The sequence below is a fragment of the Nocardia sp. NPDC051052 genome (assembly GCF_044456045.1).
In the GTDB taxonomy this organism is placed as follows: Bacteria; Actinomycetota; Actinomycetes; order Mycobacteriales; family Mycobacteriaceae; genus Nocardia.
In genome coordinates this window covers 30,626-50,056 of record NZ_JBITFL010000022.1, presented here as the reverse complement: position 1 = coordinate 50,056, position 19,431 = coordinate 30,626, and the positions used below count along the sequence as shown (strand labels likewise).

The window sequence follows — 19,431 nt, the reverse complement described above, 5'->3', positions numbered from 1 at the left end:
TTACCTGAGTGTTTCTCTGCATCAACAGGACTCGCAGATGTCGGCTGGACGAACTCCAGTTCGCGGCCAGTTGAACCCAGCAACGCAATGTCACGCTGCCGGGGCCTTGAGCGCATCGACGTCGACTTCTCTGCGAAAGGGGGAAACTCAGCTCGGGACGGCGGGCATCAGGCGGCGTCGAAGTAGACGTAGGTGCCCGCACCGCCTTGAACCGTCGTACCGCTGAGGATGTTGCCGTTGACCATGTTCACCGCGATCCGATCGCCGGCCGCGACCGTAATCGCTTGCGCGGGAATGACCACGACGGTCTGTGCCTGCGCGAATTCGATGCTGGCGACCTCGACACCGTTGCGCACGAGCTGAGCCCATAGGCCGCCCGCGGCACTCCATCCGCCGGCCAGGGTGACCTGGGTTCGGACAACCACATTTCCCGGCGCGTCGACGAGCAGTGTGTTGGCATCCAGCACCGTGCTCGAGTAACCGGGGCGGACGACCCAGTTCACCAGTTGCGTGGTCTTGTTCTTGTCGGCGTTCTGGTTACCGTTCTTGTTCATCCCCATCGGTGCGACCGAGATGGGGACGCCACCTGCCACAATAAAGGTCATTCGGTCATCCCCTTCAGACTGGCCTGCAGCACGAATACCATCGCTAAACCTCGGCCGAAGGCGTTGCGCTCGTGGGGCTCTCGGGCTGAGCGGTAGGAGGTACGCCGGGCTCGTCCGGCTTCGGCGATGTGCCGGAACCGCCGGAGACTGGTAGCTCATTGACATCCGGCAGTGGATAGGACATCGGCCAGCCGACATACATGGATGCCATCAGACGGTCACTCCTTTGAGGCTGGCCTGCAGGCCCTTGCCTGCGCCGGTATCCAGCGTGGTGATCAAGACGGTGACCCGATCATTCGGGTTCAGGGTGTAGCTGAGCGGAATAGTGGTATCCCCGGTCTGATTCGCCGCGGGGATGGTCGTAGACGAGCCCGTCACGGTCATAGTGCCGTTCACCCGCAATTCGACGACAAGGTTTCCGGTGCCCGCGGTTTCGCCTCGATAGGTCACCGAACTGACCGCTACCTTGCGCTCGATACGCAGACCCTCCGGCATCACGTTGCCGACACCGGCGACACGAGTTCCGCTGTGCGACTTGAACGCGATGTCATAGATCTGGCCGACCGGCGTCGGGGTGCGGGCGTCGGACAACCGTGCATCCGTGCTGAGGATCGTATCGATCGCTGTGCGGACGGCCGCCGCGTCGACCGCGGTGAGCAATGTCCGGCCCAGTGCGGTCGAATCGGCGATCTGATTCGCCGGGTGGGTGTGCGCGGTGGGTGTGCGCGTATTCGTCAAACGCGGGTCGTCACCGGCGACCGCCGTGGTCGAGGTAGCGCCGATGACCGGCGGAAACGTCGCGGGCTTGCCGGTGACGCCGGCCCAGTCGGTGGTGCCTGCCTGACCACGGATGACGACACCCTGACCGTTCGGCGACCAGCCCCCCGCCGCCACGTGATAGACGTACAGCAGCCCGTCCGCCCTCACCACATACTGGGTGCCCTCGGCGGGAGTGGCGGGCAGCTGGGCATAGGTGCCGACCTGTCCATCGATCTTGATGCCTTCACCCCGCGGCCCCATGACAACGGCGTTACCGGCCGAGGACGGCACCGGCGAGACCAGGGTCAGATCGACCAGGCCGGTCGCTCCGATATCCGGCTTCTGCGGGTCGGCTCCCGGAACATACTCGGGCACAGTGAAACTGAAGGATTCCATCGGAACCCGTTCACCGTCGTAGGACAGGTCGAACGACACCCGCCAGGTCCACTGCGAGGGATTGGTGGCGGCGCTGGGCGCGACGAGCCGCACGCCCGGCCGACCTCGCCAGGTGATGAAACCCCACTGATCCAGCTGACATTCATAGTGACTCGGCAGCTGGACATAGGTCGCCGGGCCCAACTCCGCACCTGGGACGAGCACCTTCGGCGCGTCGGCGGTGAAGGTCAACGAGCCGGTCAGCGGGACGAACTCGGGGGTGTCACCGACGTCACCGTCGTCGATGACGTTTGCGAGAAAGCGCCCGACGACTTTGCCGTACTTCAACGGGGGCAGATCAGCCATGGATCAATGCCTTTCGGACAGCAGGCAGCCGGAAACGGCATACCGGATTGCGGAAATGAGAGCGGCCGTGTGTTCAGCCGGAAGGGAAATGCGGTTCGACTACACAGGTAGCGCGCGAACGTTGATATGCGAATAGCTGGAGTAGATGTTGTAGCTCCCGGTGCCCTCCACCCGATGCGCGACGACGTACAGCGTCACCGTCTGGTTCGCGGGTACCACGCCGAATGTCGCTCCCGGCTTTGTCGGATACTGAAAACCCGGCGAGATCAACACATACGCGACACGCGGGACCCGGTGACTCCACCCGTATCCGACGAGATCGCCGGTGGGACTGCCGATTCGAACCTCGATACTGCAGCGTGTCGGCTGTTCCGTCTGCACCTGCACGCCGCCCTCGACGAGTGGTCGCCATGCCGTCGGCTGTGCCGGAATCGTTATTGCGGCAAAGGTCTTCACATCGGCCGTGACGTTCTGCGCGGCACTGAATTGCTTCTCCCCGATCACCCATGGCCCGTTCGGCCTCGGGCTCGGTATGGGACGGAATTTTTGCGCCGCGGCATCCCAGGCGAGTACATGGTCCTGATCGAGTGGACGTTCCTGGTTGATCAGGACATCGGAGGCATCCTGGATCCGACCGGTCGCCCCCGGGTCACCTGCGTCGCCGGTCACACCGCGCGGAAAGGTGATCTCCAGTTGCTGGGCCGGCGAGGTGCCCGTGACCCGCGCTGCCGCGGCCGAACCGGTGGCTCCCGCGACGGCGGCTCCGGTCAGTTGGTTCGACGCACCCCGGCTACCGACCGTGCGGAAGGCATTGCTGAAGGCGATGAATCCCATTCCGGTCCAGTAATAGATGCTGTTGTCCGCGACTACGCGCCAAGCTTTCCGCGCGTCCGCCGTGCTGAGCCGAAGTTGGTACAGCGCGGCCACGTCGGCGATGTCGCCCTGCCACGACCACGGCCACGCCGCCTCGCCTTCCGGCCCGATCGCACCCTGGCTCCCTTCCCGAAGCTCGATCAGCGCTTCCCGATCGACCAACTCGAACGGGTTCACCGTGTAGGGCAGCCCGATCGAGTCGGCGACCCCGCGCATGGTGATCATGATGTCGTCCTCGTAGACGACGGTCGATTCGCTGTTCACAGCGTCGTCGGCGGTCACAGCGCCCCCACTGGTCGGGCCAGGCACACCATCTGCGCGTCGGCCATGAAGTATTCGTAGCTGGCCGTGCCGGTGGCCCGGCGCAGCAGCACATACAGCGTCACCGGCTGACCGGCAGGTACGACCCCGACGGTGCTGTCCGGAGTCATTCCGCGCACCCCGTAAAAGGGCTGGAATCGGGCACGAGTACTGGCGCCGGTCACGAAGCCGGAGCCGAGCGCGACAATTTGGCCGGCCTCCGAGCCGATCCGTACTTCGGCATCGATACGGGTGGTGAATTGATCATAATTCTCGGCGGACCGCACGACGACACCCCCGGTGATCATCGGACGCCAGTCGGTGTCTTGTGCTGGGATACTCAGCTGGGCAATGCTTTTCGTAGCGGCGGTGATACCGGTCTCCGAGCCGGCAAAGCCCGGACTGCCATCCCAAGAACGGCCCTCGAGCAGGGTCCACGGTCCACGTAAACCGGGGTAGGGCCGAGGCTTCCACTTCCCAGCGACCGAGTCCCAAGCTGGTACGGCTCGGTCGACGTGCGGACCGTCCGCATAGTCCGGCGCATTGCGGATCGGCCCAGGGCCGCCGACTTCACCCCTTTTGCCCTTGACGCCTCGCGGCACCGTCAGATTCAGCGTCAGATCGGGTGCGGTGCCGGTCATCGTTACCCGGAGGTCTGACCCTACGGGTCCGGTGTCCACCGCGCCGATGGTGATCGTGCACGGCTGACCGTCGGGTCCCGCGGCACCGAAAGCCGCAGCGAACTCGTCGAATCCGGTGCCATTCCAGTAGACCAGCGCGCCGGTGGACAAGACCCGCCACGCTTTGCCCGCATGCGCGATCGTCAGCTTGGGGGCGAGCGCAGAGAGCGCTGGCTGATCCGCGATGTCACCTTCCCAACGGAACGGCCGCGCGGGTGCACCCTGGTCACCCCGGTTTCCGGGCGTGCCGGTCATCAACTCCAGGGAACCGTCGCTTGGCGTACCGTGCATGGCCTGCACTACACCCGGCGCACCGACACCCTCATCGATGCCACGGATCTGCGTAGATGCGAAATACTCTCTTACAGTGGACATCTCACCTCACTCGATAGGTTCTGCGAAGACGACAAGCGACGCGCGGTCGGGCCTGAACCCGATCTTGATGCCGCCCGAGCCGACCTTCTCGACCGCGACCACCAGATTCGCGGGCTGCCCCGCGGGAACGGCGGCGAAATCCGAGGTCGGCGACAACGCTTTCGTCGTGGTGCCGTCGCGGTAGCACGGAGTGACCGGCATGTAGAGCCAATCGCCTGTCGCGGCGATGGAAGTGGCGACGATCTCGCCCTGCGAATGATGTACCCGCACAGTCGCTTCCGCGGCAAGCCCGGCGGTGTTGGGGTCCGCGCGACTGAACATGTGCCCGTACACGACGGGTCGCCAGCGGAAGGGCAATGGCGGGATGGTCAACGTGGCGGCCTCGACACGGCCGGTGTCCTCCAGCCGCAGCGCCGCGAAGTCTTCCTGGTACCACGACCAGGGACCGAGTCCGAGAGGCGCGGCCGACGAACGAAACTTCCGGCTGGACCGGTCGTAGGCGAACACACTGCCCACACCAGGGGTGCGCACCTTGTCGTAGTCCGGTGACTCGGTGATCTGTCCGGATGCACCGGGCGGCCCCTTCGGACCGCGCAGGCCGGCCGGTACGGTCACCTTCAGCTTCTGCTCCGCGCCCGTGCCGCTGAATTCGACGGCGGGCACGGTCAGGTCTTCTCTGCGCACGGTCTCGGTGACGGTGATCGAGGTCGGCGCGGCGACCGGCCCCCGCGTTCCGACCGCGTCCGGCGAATGCCGCCACTCGGTACCGGTCCAGACGTCCATACCGTTGTCGTCGAGCCGATGCCACCAACTGCCGCGATCCTCGGGACCGAGCCCGGTCGGCCGGGCCGCCGCGTTGGCGATCTCGCCCATTTTCCGGAACGTGGTGCGTGGTCGACCGCGCCTGCCGGGCTCACCGGGTGGGCCGGGCGGTAGGTCCAGATTCACGAAGCCGTCAGAGACGGTCGTCTGCGCGGTCAGGACTGGCAACCCGTCGACGTCGGGCGCCCGCCTGATCGTGATGTGGGCGGGAAAAGTTAGGTCCGCCATGGTTTCTCCTCTTCGAAAAGGCTCAGAAGATGAGCAGGTCGAGATCGGCGCCGACGTCGGTAGCCAGATCCTTGATCGCGGCGGCGACGCGGCCGAGCCGCTGCCATGCCTTGACGGTCGAGTCCTCTTCATCGGATCCGTCGCCGACCACGATGTGCCATTTGGCGGCGGTCTCGCGGTCGTCGGTGAAGGTCAGCTCGGTCACGTAATCGGTGAAGATCTGGCCGTCCAACGCGAAGCCGATCTGATCGCCGAGCCCATAGTCCGTACCGAGGATGTAGGGGGCGTTGTCCTCGACGGTGACCCGCTTGCTGGTGTAGCCGCGGGTCAGATGGATGCCCTGGCGAGCGGCGACCAACCCGTCCAGGTTGAAGGCCTTGTCACTACCCGAGATATACAACTCGCGGAAGGCGTACGGCCCGGCACGGTGCACCCGCTCCATATCGCGGTAGACGTTCCACGCGAGGAACACGTCGTTGAGCTGACCGCGGTAGAGCCAGCCGAGCCCGATCAGTGACAACAACCCCTTGATCACGACTTCGATGCCCGCGTTCACCCAGCCGGGCGACCGGCCGCCGACGATGATGTCGGTGGCGGTCGGCTTGTGCAGCGCGACCTCGGACTTCCCGATACCGGAGTACTCCCCTTCGAAGTACCACACCCATGGGAAATTTCGGAACGTGCCTTGACTGAGTCGCTCGCCGTACACCGCTTCGTATTCGGTGGTCGAGTTCAAATTCGGGTAACGCTTGGGCGTGGTGCCGTCGCCCGCGAATTCCTCGAACCAGGAACGGATTCCGTCGAGCAGCGTGCCTGTCGCGCCCACAACACCGGACTTGTCCACGGTCTCGAGAACGACGGTCGGCCGATCCAGGTAGAACCACTCCGGCGCGGGCTGCTCGTCCTCGCCGGGCAGGAAGAACCTGGCGGTCAGCATGACACCGGAGTCTTCGAGCATGGGCGCGAACAGCTTGTCGGCCATGTCGAAGCGCGCCGATGCCGCACTCCATTTACTGGTGTCGTGCATCGGATCCACCGGGACGACAGCGATCGGGAAGAGCAGGTTGCCGGTGCCGCCCCACTCCGGCAACTCGGCGTCCTGGGGTGGCACCCAGCCCGGCGCCTGCAGGCGCATCAGGTTGGTCGTCAGGTAGTTGGTGATGATGGTGCGGACCGGCCCGAACTGGATCATATGTCGCGGGAACTGCGCGAGGATCGGCGCGAAAGGGCTTGCCCAGCAACAGATCGTCGCGATGTGGTTCCAGCAGTGGATGGCTTCGATGTCGACGGTTTCGACGCCGTACTCGTCCCGGACTATCGACGCTTTGGTGATGTAGCCATCCCAGCGAAAACCCTTGGTGTTCACGGTGATCGGGATGGTCGCGTCTTCCTTGAAATCATTGTTGAAGAGGTGGTCGAAGTGGACCATGTCGCGTGGGCAGATCATCTTGAGTCCGCCAGGCGCGTTGCGCGGATAGGTGAATTCCAGCGAGAGGTAGCTGTGTTCCTCGCCGACCTCCTGCATCCATTTGTCCCAATAGCGCACCAGGACATCGGGATCGCGCAGCGATTCCTGCTCGTCCTTGTACGCCTTGTCCATGCGCAGGGCTTCGGCCTGCGGATCCCATGTCGGCATGCTCATCAGAACGGCCTCGACGATCGCGGCGTGACCGAGACGATCAGACTGGACTGCACAGTGCCGCCGTCGATCTGCACGATGATGTCGGTGGCACCCCATGGCGGCAGCGCGGTGAGCCATCGGCGGCCGGCCAGCTGGCCCCAGATATTCTGGAATATCGGCGAATTCCCGGAGTACAGGCGAGCGGTGCGGTGCCGCGGATGCGTATCGATCCGCAGCGTCTGGCCGGCCGTCAGCCTCGGCGTCTGCACCATCCGGGGTTGGGCATCGCCCGTCGGATCCAGAATCGCCCAGCGACCGGGACCATTCATCGTGTATCGCGGCCAGGCAGGCTGGTCGGCCGCGTTGCGCGCCCGCACCTTGCCCTCATTGAGTGCCGAAGTGTTGGTCCACACCGCGGTTTCCTCGAGATGCCGTTCCAGCGGGTCCATCGCCGTCGCGGACATCTTGTACAGCGCAAGAGCATTGCGTGCCGGATCGATCTCGCCGACCGCCTCGGGTGCGCTGTCGAGCTGCACCTGCTGAAACCGCCAGCCCTGATGACGGGTGAAAAACCCGATCGTGGACGGCTTGTCGGTGGACCAGCCGCGGAACCAGGCGTCGTGCACCGCGTAGAAGTCCCGAACCGGGTTGGTGCCGGTGCTTTTCGCGGACTGGGAGATTACGGCGATGAAGTCCCATTCCTTCTTCGCGCGGACCGACCGCTGGAAGGTCGCGCCGTCCTGGCGGGCGCCTTCGTTGACGAGCAGTTGCACCGGGGCGAACATGAATCCGGTCTGGTTCGACAGCCGGACGCCTTCACGACCGGCGTTCGAGCCGGACAGGTGCCACACCCGGCCGTTGATATCCCACAGGACGACCTTCGTGTACTGGCTGTCCAGTAGCTGGTGGGTCATCGGCCGAGCCCTCCTCCGCGTTGTTGCGCCACCGTGCGACGCCGGTGAACCCGCTCCACCGCGATGGCGGCGCTCTTGGGGTCCATGCCGTTGAAGTTGTAGATGTCTCCCCGGGCGGTGCGACCGCCCGGACCTTTGGCAAGGTCGGTCAGGCCGAAACCACTGCCGAGCTCCTCTTTCGCGGCGCCGGCCACGACTTCGATCGGCTTGGTGACGAACTCCGCGGCGGTGCCGGCGACCACCGAACCGATCATCGAGCCGACCGCGGGCGCCAGCGCGCCCAACGGACCGAGGAACGGGGCGACCAATGTCCCGGCGGCCGTACCGATCGTGCTGCCGATCGACGACGCCGCGCCCTTGATCGCGCCGGTGATACCGCCGACCACGCCGTGTTGCTGCAGGCCGCTGATGCCGCCTTGCAAGGCGGCGAGGCCAGTCCGCTGATCGTCGGTCATCTCCGGCGTCGGAGCCTGTGTGCCCGTGGGGTTCCAGTCGACGCCGGTGTACTTCTTGACGACCGAGGCGATGCTCGACGACCACTTGCCTTCGGGATCGGCACTCTTGTAGATGTCACCGAGCGCGTCGCCCTGCGCGGCGCCGAATTGGGCACCGGCCTCGACGATCTGGTTGCCGTTCTCGCCGAGCAGCGGCGCGAGGGTCGCGGCCGCGTCCCCGCCGAGTTTGCCGCCCGCGACGTTGAGGAAATCTTTGAAGCTGCTCTTCGTCGGGTCGTATATCTCGTCGCTCAGCGCGAGTGTTTGCGCCCCGAATCCCGCCGCGCCGACCGACGGCGTTCCCGCGGTCGGTGAATCGCCCTGCGGTACAAGATCATTCGGGGTGTCGAGGGAGCTATCCCCCGGGACCGCCGACCCGGCGCCCGGCTCGCCTCGCAGGCCGTTCTTCGTTGGCCGGTTGCGGATCAGATACGAACCTGTCGGGGATTGCTGGGCAGTCGACGGGCTGGCGCCGTAGCTGTAACTCGACCCGCCGCCACCGGAATACGAGGCCCGCGAGCCGGACGCCTCAGCGCCGGACTCGGTCTGCCGCGGCACCAATGAACTTCCGTCCGCGCCGCCGCCTGCGGCTTCCCCGGCACCGAGGCTGGCCGGCCCGCTGGCGCCGCCGGTTTCGCCGGACAACGTCATCGACGCCGATAGGCTGCCGCCGAACTTCGAGCCGATCAGACTGCCGAGCTGCTCGCCGATCGCCGGCGCCAACTCGCCTGCGGGGCCTAGCGCCGGTGCGAGCACCGAACCCAAGGCCGCACCGACTCGGCCACCCGCCTCCGTTGCCGCACCGACTATCCCCTGCGCCAACGCATTCGACAACGACCCCAGCTGGCTGAAGCCCTCGGGTCCCTCCGACTGACGGGCCGCATTATCGGTCGACGCGGTTCCGATCGGAGCCTGGTACGCGCGACCGAAACCGAGCGCCTCCGGCATGCCCTGGGTCCGCACCTGCATAGCGGCGCCCAACGGATTGGGTTCACCGAGACCGACCGGATCCGAGCTGGTCGCCGACTCCCGGGTCGGGGCCCCTGCGGTGCCACCGGACCCGAAGACCGAGCTCAGCATGCCGCCCGGCCCGAACGCGGGTGCGACTACCGAGCCGAGCGCGGCACCGGCGGCGCCGCCCGCGTTGATGGCGGCATTTCCGATGCCGCCCAGGGCATCTGCCACCAAGCCGAACAGGCCGAAATCCTGTGGACGGAAGGCCGCGTCGGATCCGGCCGTGCCGATCGGATTGCGGAGCAGTTCGCGCCACCGCTGTGCCGCCGAGCCTTCGGCGCCGACCAGACCACCGTCCGCGAAACCGGGCAGCATGCCGCCCAGGTAGGACGCGGATGGCACCCAACCGCCGTTGATCGCGGCCAACAGCGGCAATGCGGCAGATGTCGCCGCGGCGTTGACCACGAACTCGCCGGGGGACAACCGAGCAAGAACCCGATCTTCCCGTGACCCACCGGGGCCCGACACCATGCCGCCGCTCGCGAACCGCTGCGGCGTCCGGCCCCCGATACCCGAATCGGGCACGCCCGATTCATCGACCACCTCGTCGCCGGAGTTGTTGTTGCCCTTGCGATCCTGCGCCAGATTGGACAGGGTGGCCTTCGAGCTGACCCGGACGATCCTGGTCCGAGTCTTGCCGCCGTTGGCTTCCGGGTCGTAGCGGTTGAGCGCGCCGGTCGCGATCCAGTTCGTGAAGAACCTCGGCACCGCGCCGAGGATCTCGTGGAAAGCCTTGGCCAGCGAACCGATTTGGACGAAATCACCGGTGATCCCGTTCGCGGACACCGACGAATCGCCGGCTACCAGGATCGGATCCGCACCGGGGAGGGTGATGATCGAGGTCCCGGTGACCTTTCCGCCCGCCCAGACCGCGCCGCTCGGCAGCGTGACCTTGCGCCCCGGGGCGGGCTGGCCGCTGTTGGCCATGGCAAGGATGTCCGGCATCGCCATGACCGGCGGGCGTGTGGTCGAAGGGCTCCTCGAGTCCGGCGGAGTCCGCACATCGGAGCTCATTTGTTCCTCCACATTCGCATCTACTTTCTGGCCGCTGGCGCAGATCAACACCCGCGAGCTGTTACTCGTCCCAGTCGAGGAACTTGTTCATCTCGCCGATTCCGGTGGCCGTGCCGATTCGTTCGCGACCGGACTTCACGCCGGGCCGCGGGACGAGTTCCGGACGGTTGCGCCCGTTCCTGGCGTCGTCGGTCTTCGCCCAGACAAGCCAGCGCAGTGAATCGGTGATGTCGGCCAGCAAGAACTGGTCGAGTTGCCAGCGGTGGCTTTCGGGGTTCATCGCGCGAAACAGCGCGGATTCGGTGGGCAGCCATCTGATGATCGCCTTGAGCTCACGCCAGCCGAGTACCTCGGTGCCGAGCTGATGCAGGCGCAAGCCAAGCGTGATCAGGTCGTATTCGATTGCCTCGCAATGCTCTTCGACAAGAGCATCGAGGCTTAGGATTCCCCCAGGTTGACTCCCGAGTGGGTGCGCCACGCGTCGAGCAGCTCGTGGTAGGCCTCCGGATCCATGTCATCCAGCACGGCGAGCGACTCAGCGGACAGAGTCAGCTCCAGCAGTGTGTACATCGCGTCGACATCGCCGAGGCGGCGGATACGACGGATCAGACCAGGCTTGAGATAGGACAACGATGGCAGGTGCAACTCGACACCGTCAACCCGGTGGACGAAGTCGTCCTTCACCTGGACCGGGCGATTGAGGGTAATCGGAGCTTTCGGGGAAGTCATTGGTTCGCAGACCCTTTCATGACATGTTATGTGCGCAGGTGTTGGGGATTGTTCGGAAAATAGGGGCCCAACGGCGGCGGGCGGGCCTGCGCAAGGGTGTGTTTACCCGCCGCCGGTGGGGGCTTTTATCAGGCGGACTTGATGCCGTCGTCGAGGTAGCGGAAGGCCTTGACGCCGTCGTCGTTCTTGAACGCTTCGACGGTGATGTTGAAGCCGGCCAGTTCCTTGGACACGAACTTGCGTTCCTGGACCTGCGAGATCGAGGCGTTCGGCAGCACGATGCGCATCTTCTTGTCCTGGCTCAGCATGTCGAACACCCATGCGCGGCGCGGCAGCACCGAGCCGGTCTCCTTGATCGTGTACAGCTTGCCGCTGGTGGCCGACGCGGGGGTCGGGATGACGTTGCCGTCGCCGAACACCTGGGTGAGGACGTCCTCGTCCCACACCGCGTACAGGGTGAGACCGAAGCGGACCGAGTGCTCGGTCTGCAGGTTGGCGATGATGTCGGCGTTCCAGTCCTTGACCTGCTCGATCTTGCGCTCGCCCTTGGACTCGATCCCGTCCTCGGAGACGTAGCCGAGCGGCTTGAACGCGTCGACCGGCTTGGTACCCGCGCCGACCGGCAGCAGGGTGTTGATCGGGGCGACCAGCACACCGCCGGAGACGGAAACCGGAGTACCGGCACCGATGTACTTGCTAGAAGGTGCAGCCATGGTGATTCTCCCTTGGGATTGTTGCGCAGGCCCATGGGAATTGGTTATTCAGTTGTGGCTCCCATGAGGGGGAGTCAGGCGAGGGCTATGCCTCGCACGTTTGATGTAGCCAAGCCGCGCATTCCCAGAGCTGAGAAGAGCACGCGGGCTGACGCAGCGTTCCGGGTCAGTAGACCTGGTTAGCGGGTCGATCGTCGGAGACGGCGAATCCGCCCCAATCAACGATCTCGTAACCGCCGCTGCCACCTGGGAAGCCGGCGACCACCGAGACAAGTAGCTGCTTCACGGTCTGCTGGCCCCAGGTGTCTTTGTAGACGACATGAGAAATCCCCTCGTCGCCGCCCTTACCGACGGTCACGACGCAGTAGAGGGCATAGAATCTGACCTTGATCTGCGGATACAGGGTGACTCCGTCGGCACTCAGCTCAACCGGGTGAATATCGAAAATAAAAGCACTCGGGTCAGGATCACCGCTGGAGATGACGCGAACCAGCCGCGCATACCGGAATGGCTCCGCAATCCACTTCACCAGCAGTGTTTCATCCTTCTTTAGGCTGATCTCACGCTGTGTCACTGTTGCTCTCCTTGTTCAGGCGGTCAGTTGTGCTGCACTATCGGGTGATTCAGGCAAGTGCACCGCGCACGCTCAGGTCGGCGATGAGCACATGCCGCGGGGCAAGGGTCGCTGGTTCGGTAGCGTTCTCGATGCCAACGACTTCGAAGGAGTCACACCAGACGGTGCCGAGATAGCCAGGTATGGCGCTCGTCAGAATGGTGCGGATCAGACTGGCCAATCCGCCTGCGCCGCCGTTGTCATCGATGCAATCGAAGACGACGCGAGGGCGATCGATGATCAACTGCGGGCCACGCGAGTCCGCGCGATCGCCGAGATCCTGGCGCAGCTTTCCGTCGTTACGCACGACGCGAACCATGCGTGGTGGCCGCGGATCCTGGACCCGACTGCTCACGTGCGCGGTGTCGGAAGCGGCGGCAAGTTGGGTGGTCAGATAGTCGACCAGGGTTTTCTCGATGTCAGGGAACACGATTCGTTCGGCCATCGCGTTACCACCTTTCCGTGGCTATCGCGCCTCGCGGGCTTGTTCGATGCGTTGTCGCAGTTGATCGACGACTCCCGCATAGGCTTCGGTCTTGGTCGCGGCGTCGAAGGAGAGGCCGCGGGGATGGACGGCGTACCAGCGACCGTCGTCGGTCTGGCTGACCTGGATGTCGTCGAGGTCGTAGAACGACTCGGGATCCGGTGCGGGCCACTCGCCGTTCTCGTCCTTGGTGACATGGAGGCCGGTATCGAACGCACCGGGCGCACCACCCGGTGTAGCCGCCCAGCGGATCTCCTCCAACTCGGGATGCACTCGCACACCACGCTTTACGAGATATTCGGCGACCCGAGTCGCCTGCTTCATCCCGGTGACAGTCGGTTCCGCGGTCTTGGGCGACTGCGTGCTCTGCCATCGCGGCAGATGGATCACCGACAGCTCTTCGGCCAGCGCTTTAACCTGCGGATCCAACTCCGCGGTGTCCGCGGATTCGGCTAGTTTCCCGCTCAGAGCCTGCTGGATGAACGCGAGAAACTCCGGCGTAACCAGCTGCCCGGTATCGGTCTTCACATACTCCGGCGGCGGCTGATGATTGGCGAACTGGATGGATTCGACAATTTCTCTGTCAGACATGCTGTTCCCCTCGTTCATAAAATTCGGAGCGTCGCGCGTGACCGGATCACAGGCCAAGGAGGGGCAGGATCAGGGGTGCGAGATCGTAGGCCAGTTTCAGCAGATCGAGGACGATGGTGAGCATGGGTTCACCTCCTCTCCTCAGCGGTGCCGGGACGAGTCCGGCACGATGCGGCCCGCGGCGATCAAGGTGTTGAACGCCAGGGCTTTTCGACGGCAGTGGTCGATGGAGCAGGCGCGGTGAACGCGCATCGACTCGTGCGCCTGGTTCAGGGTGAGCGGGTTGGCCGGAGTCGCGTGGTCGGCCAGTTCGAGCAGTTCCAGGAGGGAGTCACCCATGTCGGACCTCGATTGTTCAAAAAATGTTCGGCATCAGATGTTTTGAGTGCCGATTGAATAAGTTGGAGCCCCACCCCCGATCTGGGGGCGTCGGGGGTGGGGCGAACGCCCCGGTCGCTTCTTCCGTCTACTACCGCGAGCGAGAGGGTCGGCGGGAGGCGGGAGCGGAAACCGGGGCGGGTATGTGGCAGGCTCTTGCCCGCTTGTCATCGATCTCGAGGAGGTTTCGGGGGCATGCCACACGTCGGGGGCGGAGCGAGATACGCTCTGCTGCTTCAACGTTCGCGGCCCCGATCACCGGAATGATCGGGGCCGCGACGGAAGCAAGTATGAAAGTTATTGGTAGTACCGGAGATTCCCGGGAAGTTCGGGATGAGGGCGCAGCTCTGGCGCTGCACAAAGCTTCACCTAAAGCCCGGCGGATGTCAACCCCTGAATACGAGTCGAAGTCGAAATAGCATGTCGGTGGCTGTTTTCGAGCGGTCTCGACCGGGTCGGTATAGGCCCGGAAACGACGATTGCCCCACCTCCTGCGAGGTGGGGCAATCACGTCTGCCCTCCGTACCGATACGCCCCGCGGTGTGGATCACGGCATATCGGGGTCTTCGATAACGCTTACTTCGCCGCGCCCGAGCCGGTGCCAAGCGCCTTGATGAGGTCGACGAGGGCGGAGGAGGAACCGGTGCCCTCATCCGCCACGTTGCCCTTGGCGTCGGCACTGAGGCTGGCGGAGCCGGTGTCAGCGGAGCCCGTATCGGCGGCCGAGGCCAGGCCCGAACCGGCCAGGATGATGCCGGCGCTAGCCGCGAACACAACGCCGAACACGCGAATCTTGCTCATTGAGAAATCTTCCCCTTGAAGAATTGAACCCTCCATCGGCGACCTGCTGGTAGCCGAGCAACATTTTTCTATCACAGGGAATCATCGACCAGCGACCTTTCAGCCACACCGTTGACGACGGTATATTGCCCACCGATAACGGGGCATGCACGGCGAGTGATTCGGAATAATATCTGCAAATCTGGTGCCTTACTGCGACTTCTACGGTTTCTCAGGAGACGCAGCGTCTGAATCCGCATACCAGCATGTTGACGACCTGCCAGTAGCATCCGACGGGCGGAGCGACATGTACCCAGCCCCTCGATTCAGCAACTACAGAGCATGAATCCAACAGACGTCCGACCCGGTACTGAGTACCCAGCAATTCAGAGGTTATGTTGTGATTAATTTCATATGAAAACACTGTAACTTTCGGCCACCAGCGCCGATTGTTCTGCGGATCTTGTTTCAAGACGTCAATTCGGGTCTTTCGCGTCGGCCCATACCCGGCGCCGCGTCGGATATGCTAGATGCTCGTCCAAAACCTCACCCACGGTGTACAACTCCGGCCACCCCGGCGCCCACGGTCCGGGGAGCGGCGCGATTTTCCCCGCGTTCCTGAGTGTTTGAATGCGCCGGACGGTAAGTCCCTGGTACTGCGTGCCGAGTTCCTTTGCCAGCGAGACGATCCCGGACGCGTTGAGCCGGTGCCGCCTGGCCTGCTCCACCATCTCCGCGTCGAGCAGCACCGGCGCCGCGGGCGGGCAAACAATCCACAGTGCCGCCTGCACCACGGTTCGGATCTCCTCGGGCGCACCCTGCGCACCCTCGGTCATGGCGAACGCGATCAGGTTCCGGTCGAGCCAGCGGGCGAGACCCGGCGTGGATGGTGCGCCGGTGTAGTCCAGACCGCGCTGCTCACAGACCAGCCGCACCCAGGACACGAGTACCGCGTGCAACTCATCGGCGGCCCGGGAGGCGGCGGGGTTGTAGGGCAGCGGCTGCTCGCTCGGCCGCCGGTTCATCCGATAGTCACCGCGAGTGCTGAGCCGGGACTGCCTGGTGAGTGAGATGCTGAGATCCTCAGCGAGGTCGGGAATTTCGCGAAGCAAATCGGCGAGCGCCCGGAGTTCGCCGCGGTCGAGGTAGAGGTGGTTGGGCTGCTCGGTCGCCGCCGAACCCGTCTCGGCAGACCAGTGCGCGGTGGTCGTCATGGTGTCGCTTCCTCTTCGGTGAAATGCCAGTGGTCGAGCGAGGTCACGGTGTGGTGGTCGCAGCGGAGCACGGGCGGATCGGGATTGACGGCGAGCAGTTCGGCGGGTGGATTGCGCCAGCCCGCGTCGTCGCACATCACGCAGTTGCGGGCGGCCTCGCGGCGCTGCACCGCGTCTATGCGGCGGTCGTCGCCGTGCGCGGCGTCCCACCGCTGCCTGGCCCGGCGGGCATCGGCGCAGGCACCGCACGGTGGCGGCGCCGGGTGAGTGCGGTGGATGGGACATTGCCGAGCGGGCGGTGCGGATCGCGCTCCCCTGGAAGCATTTCCAGGGTCATGGGCAGGGACAGGGGTTGCGGCTTGCTCTGGCAGTTGGTCGACGATCGCCGGAGCATCGGCTGAAGCTGTTGCCGCAGTGGGTGTTCGAGCATGTGACGCAGCACTTGCTTGCGCTCGAAGTTGTCGTGCCTGCCCGGAAACCTGTCCGCCTTTACGACCCGCGTCGGCCCGTTTCCGGCGCCGATCCTCGATCTCGGCTTTGGACATCTGCCGTTCGGCCCAGTTGTGGAATCGATAGCCGCCGTCGACGACGGTCCAAAGGCCCACCTCCACAAGCTTTTTCGCTTGCGTCGCGGAGCCGAGGCCACGCACGATCGCCGCGGGCACGAAGCCCTCGGTGAGCTGCTGCATCGACCACGAACCCGCCCGTACCCACAGGCCCATCGCGGCATTGCCCGCCGCGACGGCCTTGGGATGGAAGCCGAGCTGGTCGTCTACCTGGAACCAAGGCATCAGCGGGCTCCCACAACCACCTCACGGTTGATCGCCTCGGCGAGCAGCCGGGCGTGGCCGTGTCGGATGTAGTCCTCGGTGTGCCGCCCGTCGAACAGATACCCGCGGGCATAGGCGATGGCACCGCCCCAGGTGCGCCAGTTGGCGGGTGACCACCAGCGTTGCAGCTGGCGGCGGGTGGCGACCTCGATGATGCGCTGCCCCCAGCGCACCATGGCATCGGGCCCGGACACACTGAAATACGCACTGAGGTCGGCGATCAGGCGCAGCGGATTCCCGGCGGGCAGCGCGGTGATCGGATCACCGGCCGCGGCAACCCAATACGTCGGGATCCTGGGGATGTTCCGCTGCCCGATCACGCCGTAGCCGCCGGGATCCTTGCCGAGGCACCGCCCCGCGGGCCGCAGCGGGTCCGCGATCAATGCACAGGCAACCACCTCCAGATGCGGGAACAGGCCATTCCCGATATCGGCGGCGAGATCTCCCGCGATGCCGGCGCCCTGTGAATAACCGGCCAGCAGTATGCGATTGGGTGTCGCCTCGGCTGCTTCGATCAGCGCACGCCTGCCGATGGCGACGCTGTCGGCGAACGCGACGTGCCGTCCGTAGTCGGCCGGATAGGGCACCATTCGCACGACAAAACGCCGCGGGTCGAGGGCTTCGGCGAACGCAGCGGTGATCGCGTCGCCGTTCGGATGCCAGGTACCTCCGACCATCAGCACATCGATGATCTCGCCGGGAGCAAGCGACTTGCCGAATAAACGGCGACCGAAAATGGTCACGGGCCTTTACCTTTCGTCGACTGAGCGACCGGATGAGCCCATGACGGAACCATCCGATCAGGTCGGAATTGAGATTCGAGGAGCGCCGTATCAGCGCGGCGCGCGGAATACCGGACCGGGTCGAGCTGCCGCGGTTCCACAGTGATCGCAGGTATCCGCGGCTGCGACAGTCGTTTCCAGCCGAAGATTCGACGGGTGGGTGGCGATGGCATTGCCGAGTTCGGCACAGACGGGATTGGGATATCCGTAGTCGACGTACACCATCCGGTGATCCACGTCGACAATGACGCCGTGTTCGACGGCACCACGTTCGGCCGTGAATCCGGTGCAGCTGACCCGGGCGCCGATATGGTGCCGGAAGATTTCGAGGGCTGGGTTCGCGCGGCGGATCCGCGCCGGTTTTCTCACCGTGGGCTCGGTGCGTTGCCGGTGGGCGATTCCGCCGCGCCGTGCGGTGTCGCGACGAGCGTCGTACTGCGCACCCGTGGCTCACGCGGATCGTGAATGAGAACCACTGCGACGGCATGTGGTTCATCGCCGCCGAGATACGGAATTCCGGAGATTCCTGGGCGCCACGCGCCGAACCCGGCGAGGCGCGGCACGCTCCGCGCCACCTGATCGAGCGCCATCTCGGCGGTAGCTGATCGATCGCTCAACACGGCTGATCCACCCTGCGGCACAGAGTGATTCGCGTCACAAAATGTTTGGTACGACACGCCGGACTCCCCAGTCGAGACGCGCCGATCGGCCGGCGGCCAGCAGTGACAGTCATCGCATATCCCCCTCATCCGGCAGGAAGTCGACAACGCGGCAATTCAGCGCCGCGGCGATCCGAACGAGCTCGTCCACCGTGAACGAGCCGCGCGCGGCGAGCAGACTGCGCAGGTCGGATGCCGGCAGCCCGGAACATCCGGCCAAGTCCTCGAGGCAGCGCCCCGCGTCGGACATGGCACGTCGCACCTTCCCGGCAACCACGTGGTCTAAGTGTTCCATACGGAGCACACTAAGGTCCGTTCGGACCTGTTGCAACTCTTTCGTGACCTTTATGGGCGAAATGCCCCGTTGCCTGCGGGGATCCTCGGCGTTTTTACGGCATGTCGTTTGCCAGGTAGCCATTCGGACCTCAGAATGGTCCGTATGGGTGTGGAAAAGGTACCTTCGGACATCAACCGTGCGGTCGGCGCAGAGCTCAGGGCGGCCAGGGCTCGACGAGCTCTGACGCGCCCGCAACTCGCCGCGCTGACCGGACTCGGCGTCAGCACGATCCAGCGCTTCGAGAACGGCGATCGATCGCCGGACATGCAGCAGCTGCACGCGCTGTGCACCGCGCTCGACATTCCCATGCGAGAGTTCGTCGCCGCCGCATTGCGCGATGTCGAACGCCCGGAGGAGTAGCGCGAAACCCGAAGAGCGCCATACGCTGCCGTCGCCGCGAGGTCTCGGCGGAGCGAAAGCTAGTGCGCGCGAGCGCTGGCGGAACAACTACCGGCGAACCGTTGTGGCGCAACGTTTCACGGCCTGAATCGACACCAGGCGCCATAGATAGCGCTGCGGGGCGCTACCCGCTACGCAGCGAAACGGGTTACGCGCAGCGCGGATCGGCGCCGTCGACCCCCACCGTGTCGTCAACGACCACTCCGGTGGTCGCCTCGGCGTACTGCAATACCGCGTCGGTCGGATCAACACCCATCGCCCAGGCCGCCAACACGACGTCGCAGAGCGTTCCCGCACCCCGCACAACTCGCAGGGCGACTTCGTCTCCAATAGCCATACCCAGCATGACTGCTGCGTCGTTTCCCCGCCCCGCCGCAAACGGTCTGACTGAGTCGATCTGCTCCACGACTGGCATCCCCTTCATACTTCGCTCAACCTTGAGCCCCACTCCGAGACAGAACCGGACTGGCGTCCCGGAATCT

Annotated in this window: 24 protein-coding genes; 1 reads left to right on the top strand and 23 read right to left on the bottom strand. The window is 64.9% G+C overall.

Annotated elements, in window-relative coordinates; all coding sequences use genetic code 11:
• Positions 1-167: 167 nt before the first annotated feature.
• From ACIBCN_RS42495 to ACIBCN_RS42390, 22 genes are all read right to left on the bottom strand, one after another.
• Entirely contained in the window at positions 168-605 is a 438-nt protein-coding gene (locus tag ACIBCN_RS42495; RefSeq protein WP_396998307.1) for a hypothetical protein, read from the bottom strand.
• A gap of 210 nt (positions 606-815) precedes the next feature.
• Positions 816-2,105 carry a hypothetical protein gene (locus ACIBCN_RS42490; RefSeq protein ID WP_396998305.1) on the bottom strand — a complete coding sequence of 430 codons (1,290 nt, stop codon included), beginning with the start codon at positions 2,103-2,105 and terminating at the stop codon, positions 816-818.
• Positions 2,106-2,204: 99 nt separating this feature from the next.
• Positions 2,205-3,260, bottom strand: a complete 1,056-nt coding sequence (locus ACIBCN_RS42485; protein ID WP_396998304.1) for a hypothetical protein — start codon at positions 3,258-3,260, stop codon at positions 2,205-2,207.
• On the bottom strand, positions 3,257-4,333 hold the full coding sequence (locus ACIBCN_RS42480; protein WP_396998302.1) for a hypothetical protein: 1,077 nt from the start codon (positions 4,331-4,333) through the stop codon (positions 3,257-3,259). The genes ACIBCN_RS42485 and ACIBCN_RS42480 overlap by 4 nt, the downstream gene beginning before the upstream one ends.
• Before the next feature lie 6 nt (positions 4,334-4,339).
• Positions 4,340-5,383 (bottom strand): hypothetical protein, encoded by a 1,044-nt coding sequence (locus ACIBCN_RS42475; protein ID WP_396998300.1) that lies wholly within the window; start codon positions 5,381-5,383, stop codon positions 4,340-4,342.
• Between the two features lie 22 nt (positions 5,384-5,405).
• Positions 5,406-7,025 carry a phage tail protein gene (locus tag ACIBCN_RS42470; RefSeq protein ID WP_396998299.1) on the bottom strand — a complete coding sequence of 540 codons (1,620 nt, stop codon included), beginning with the start codon at positions 7,023-7,025 and terminating at the stop codon, positions 5,406-5,408.
• Positions 7,025-7,918 (bottom strand): phage tail protein, encoded by an 894-nt coding sequence (locus ACIBCN_RS42465; RefSeq protein WP_396998298.1) that lies wholly within the window; start codon positions 7,916-7,918, stop codon positions 7,025-7,027. Before ACIBCN_RS42465 ends, ACIBCN_RS42470 begins: the two co-directional genes overlap by 1 nt.
• Positions 7,915-10,440 (bottom strand): hypothetical protein, encoded by a 2,526-nt coding sequence (locus tag ACIBCN_RS42460; RefSeq protein WP_396998296.1) that lies wholly within the window; start codon positions 10,438-10,440, stop codon positions 7,915-7,917. The genes ACIBCN_RS42465 and ACIBCN_RS42460 overlap by 4 nt, the downstream gene beginning before the upstream one ends.
• 61 nt (positions 10,441-10,501) lie before the next feature.
• A complete protein-coding gene (locus ACIBCN_RS42455) occupies positions 10,502-10,816 on the bottom strand; it encodes a DUF5361 domain-containing protein (RefSeq protein WP_396998295.1) in 315 nt (104 codons plus the stop codon).
• A 62-nt stretch (positions 10,817-10,878) separates the two neighbouring features.
• Entirely contained in the window at positions 10,879-11,169 is a 291-nt protein-coding gene (locus tag ACIBCN_RS42450; protein WP_396998293.1) for a hypothetical protein, read from the bottom strand.
• Positions 11,170-11,297: 128 nt separating this feature from the next.
• Positions 11,298-11,882, bottom strand: a complete 585-nt coding sequence (locus tag ACIBCN_RS42445) for a hypothetical protein (protein ID WP_396998291.1) — start codon at positions 11,880-11,882, stop codon at positions 11,298-11,300.
• Between the two features lie 166 nt (positions 11,883-12,048).
• A complete protein-coding gene (locus ACIBCN_RS42440; protein ID WP_396998290.1) occupies positions 12,049-12,456 on the bottom strand; it encodes a hypothetical protein in 408 nt (135 codons plus the stop codon).
• 49 nt (positions 12,457-12,505) lie between these two features.
• Positions 12,506-12,940 carry a hypothetical protein gene (locus tag ACIBCN_RS42435; protein WP_396998288.1) on the bottom strand — a complete coding sequence of 145 codons (435 nt, stop codon included), beginning with the start codon at positions 12,938-12,940 and terminating at the stop codon, positions 12,506-12,508.
• A gap of 21 nt (positions 12,941-12,961) precedes the next feature.
• Positions 12,962-13,570, bottom strand: coding sequence for a hypothetical protein (locus tag ACIBCN_RS42430; protein ID WP_396998286.1), 609 nt, complete (start codon positions 13,568-13,570; stop codon positions 12,962-12,964).
• Positions 13,571-13,711: 141 nt separating this feature from the next.
• Positions 13,712-13,909 (bottom strand): hypothetical protein, encoded by a 198-nt coding sequence (locus ACIBCN_RS42425; protein WP_396998284.1) that lies wholly within the window; start codon positions 13,907-13,909, stop codon positions 13,712-13,714.
• A 615-nt stretch (positions 13,910-14,524) separates the two neighbouring features.
• Positions 14,525-14,749, bottom strand: coding sequence for a hypothetical protein (locus ACIBCN_RS42420; protein ID WP_396998282.1), 225 nt, complete (start codon positions 14,747-14,749; stop codon positions 14,525-14,527).
• Between the two features lie 455 nt (positions 14,750-15,204).
• Complete coding sequence (locus ACIBCN_RS42415) at positions 15,205-15,942, bottom strand: hypothetical protein (protein WP_396998280.1); 738 nt, start codon at positions 15,940-15,942, stop codon at positions 15,205-15,207.
• Positions 15,939-16,733, bottom strand: a complete 795-nt coding sequence (locus ACIBCN_RS42410; RefSeq protein WP_396998278.1) for a hypothetical protein — start codon at positions 16,731-16,733, stop codon at positions 15,939-15,941. The genes ACIBCN_RS42415 and ACIBCN_RS42410 overlap by 4 nt, the downstream gene beginning before the upstream one ends.
• Positions 16,733-17,515, bottom strand: coding sequence for a hypothetical protein (locus tag ACIBCN_RS42405; RefSeq protein WP_396998276.1), 783 nt, complete (start codon positions 17,513-17,515; stop codon positions 16,733-16,735). Before ACIBCN_RS42405 ends, ACIBCN_RS42410 begins: the two co-directional genes overlap by 1 nt.
• Positions 17,516-17,605: 90 nt before the next feature.
• Positions 17,606-17,923, bottom strand: a complete 318-nt coding sequence (locus ACIBCN_RS42400; protein WP_396998274.1) for a hypothetical protein — start codon at positions 17,921-17,923, stop codon at positions 17,606-17,608.
• Positions 17,920-18,171, bottom strand: a complete 252-nt coding sequence (locus tag ACIBCN_RS42395) for a hypothetical protein (RefSeq protein ID WP_396998272.1) — start codon at positions 18,169-18,171, stop codon at positions 17,920-17,922. The genes ACIBCN_RS42400 and ACIBCN_RS42395 overlap by 4 nt, the downstream gene beginning before the upstream one ends.
• 112 nt (positions 18,172-18,283) lie before the next feature.
• Positions 18,284-18,508 (bottom strand): helix-turn-helix domain-containing protein, encoded by a 225-nt coding sequence (locus tag ACIBCN_RS42390; protein WP_396998270.1) that lies wholly within the window; start codon positions 18,506-18,508, stop codon positions 18,284-18,286.
• A gap of 144 nt (positions 18,509-18,652) precedes the next feature.
• Between ACIBCN_RS42390 and ACIBCN_RS42385 the strand changes: the two genes are divergently transcribed.
• Positions 18,653-18,910 carry a helix-turn-helix domain-containing protein gene (locus tag ACIBCN_RS42385; protein WP_191093744.1) on the top strand — a complete coding sequence of 86 codons (258 nt, stop codon included), beginning with the start codon at positions 18,653-18,655 and terminating at the stop codon, positions 18,908-18,910.
• Between the two features lie 187 nt (positions 18,911-19,097).
• Here ACIBCN_RS42385 and ACIBCN_RS42380 read toward each other — a convergent pair whose 3' ends face one another.
• The gene (locus tag ACIBCN_RS42380) at positions 19,098-19,286 is read right to left on the bottom strand and encodes a hypothetical protein (RefSeq protein ID WP_396998268.1); all 189 of its coding nucleotides are present in this window, start codon (positions 19,284-19,286) and stop codon (positions 19,098-19,100) included.
• Positions 19,287-19,431 lie beyond the last annotated feature (145 nt).

Excerpts from the sequence above, each read along its gene's own strand:
- ACIBCN_RS42495 (WP_396998307.1), bottom strand. The coding sequence starts at position 605 with ATGACCTTTATTGTGGCAGGTGGCGTCCCCATCTCGGTCGCACCGATG.
- ACIBCN_RS42490 (WP_396998305.1), bottom strand. The coding sequence starts at position 2,105 with ATGGCTGATCTGCCCCCGTTGAAGTACGGCAAAGTCGTCGGGCGCTTT.
- ACIBCN_RS42480 (WP_396998302.1), bottom strand. The coding sequence starts at position 4,333 with ATGTCCACTGTAAGAGAGTATTTCGCATCTACGCAGATCCGTGGCATC.
- ACIBCN_RS42475 (WP_396998300.1), bottom strand. The coding sequence starts at position 5,383 with ATGGCGGACCTAACTTTTCCCGCCCACATCACGATCAGGCGGGCGCCC.
- ACIBCN_RS42470 (WP_396998299.1), bottom strand. The coding sequence starts at position 7,025 with ATGAGCATGCCGACATGGGATCCGCAGGCCGAAGCCCTGCGCATGGAC.
- ACIBCN_RS42465 (WP_396998298.1), bottom strand. The coding sequence starts at position 7,918 with ATGACCCACCAGCTACTGGACAGCCAGTACACGAAGGTCGTCCTGTGG.
- ACIBCN_RS42460 (WP_396998296.1), bottom strand. The coding sequence starts at position 10,440 with ATGAGCTCCGATGTGCGGACTCCGCCGGACTCGAGGAGCCCTTCGACC.
- ACIBCN_RS42450 (WP_396998293.1), bottom strand. The coding sequence starts at position 11,169 with ATGACTTCCCCGAAAGCTCCGATTACCCTCAATCGCCCGGTCCAGGTG.
- ACIBCN_RS42445 (WP_396998291.1), bottom strand. The coding sequence starts at position 11,882 with ATGGCTGCACCTTCTAGCAAGTACATCGGTGCCGGTACTCCGGTTTCC.
- ACIBCN_RS42435 (WP_396998288.1), bottom strand. The coding sequence starts at position 12,940 with ATGGCCGAACGAATCGTGTTCCCTGACATCGAGAAAACCCTGGTCGAC.
- ACIBCN_RS42430 (WP_396998286.1), bottom strand. The coding sequence starts at position 13,570 with ATGTCTGACAGAGAAATTGTCGAATCCATCCAGTTCGCCAATCATCAG.
- ACIBCN_RS42425 (WP_396998284.1), bottom strand. The coding sequence starts at position 13,909 with ATGGGTGACTCCCTCCTGGAACTGCTCGAACTGGCCGACCACGCGACT.
- ACIBCN_RS42420 (WP_396998282.1), bottom strand. The coding sequence starts at position 14,749 with ATGAGCAAGATTCGCGTGTTCGGCGTTGTGTTCGCGGCTAGCGCCGGC.
- ACIBCN_RS42415 (WP_396998280.1), bottom strand. The coding sequence starts at position 15,942 with ATGACGACCACCGCGCACTGGTCTGCCGAGACGGGTTCGGCGGCGACC.
- ACIBCN_RS42410 (WP_396998278.1), bottom strand. The coding sequence starts at position 16,733 with ATGCCTTGGTTCCAGGTAGACGACCAGCTCGGCTTCCATCCCAAGGCC.
- ACIBCN_RS42390 (WP_396998270.1), bottom strand. The coding sequence starts at position 18,508 with ATGGAACACTTAGACCACGTGGTTGCCGGGAAGGTGCGACGTGCCATG.
- ACIBCN_RS42385 (WP_191093744.1), top strand. The coding sequence starts at position 18,653 with ATGGGTGTGGAAAAGGTACCTTCGGACATCAACCGTGCGGTCGGCGCA.
- ACIBCN_RS42380 (WP_396998268.1), bottom strand. The coding sequence starts at position 19,286 with ATGGCTATTGGAGACGAAGTCGCCCTGCGAGTTGTGCGGGGTGCGGGA.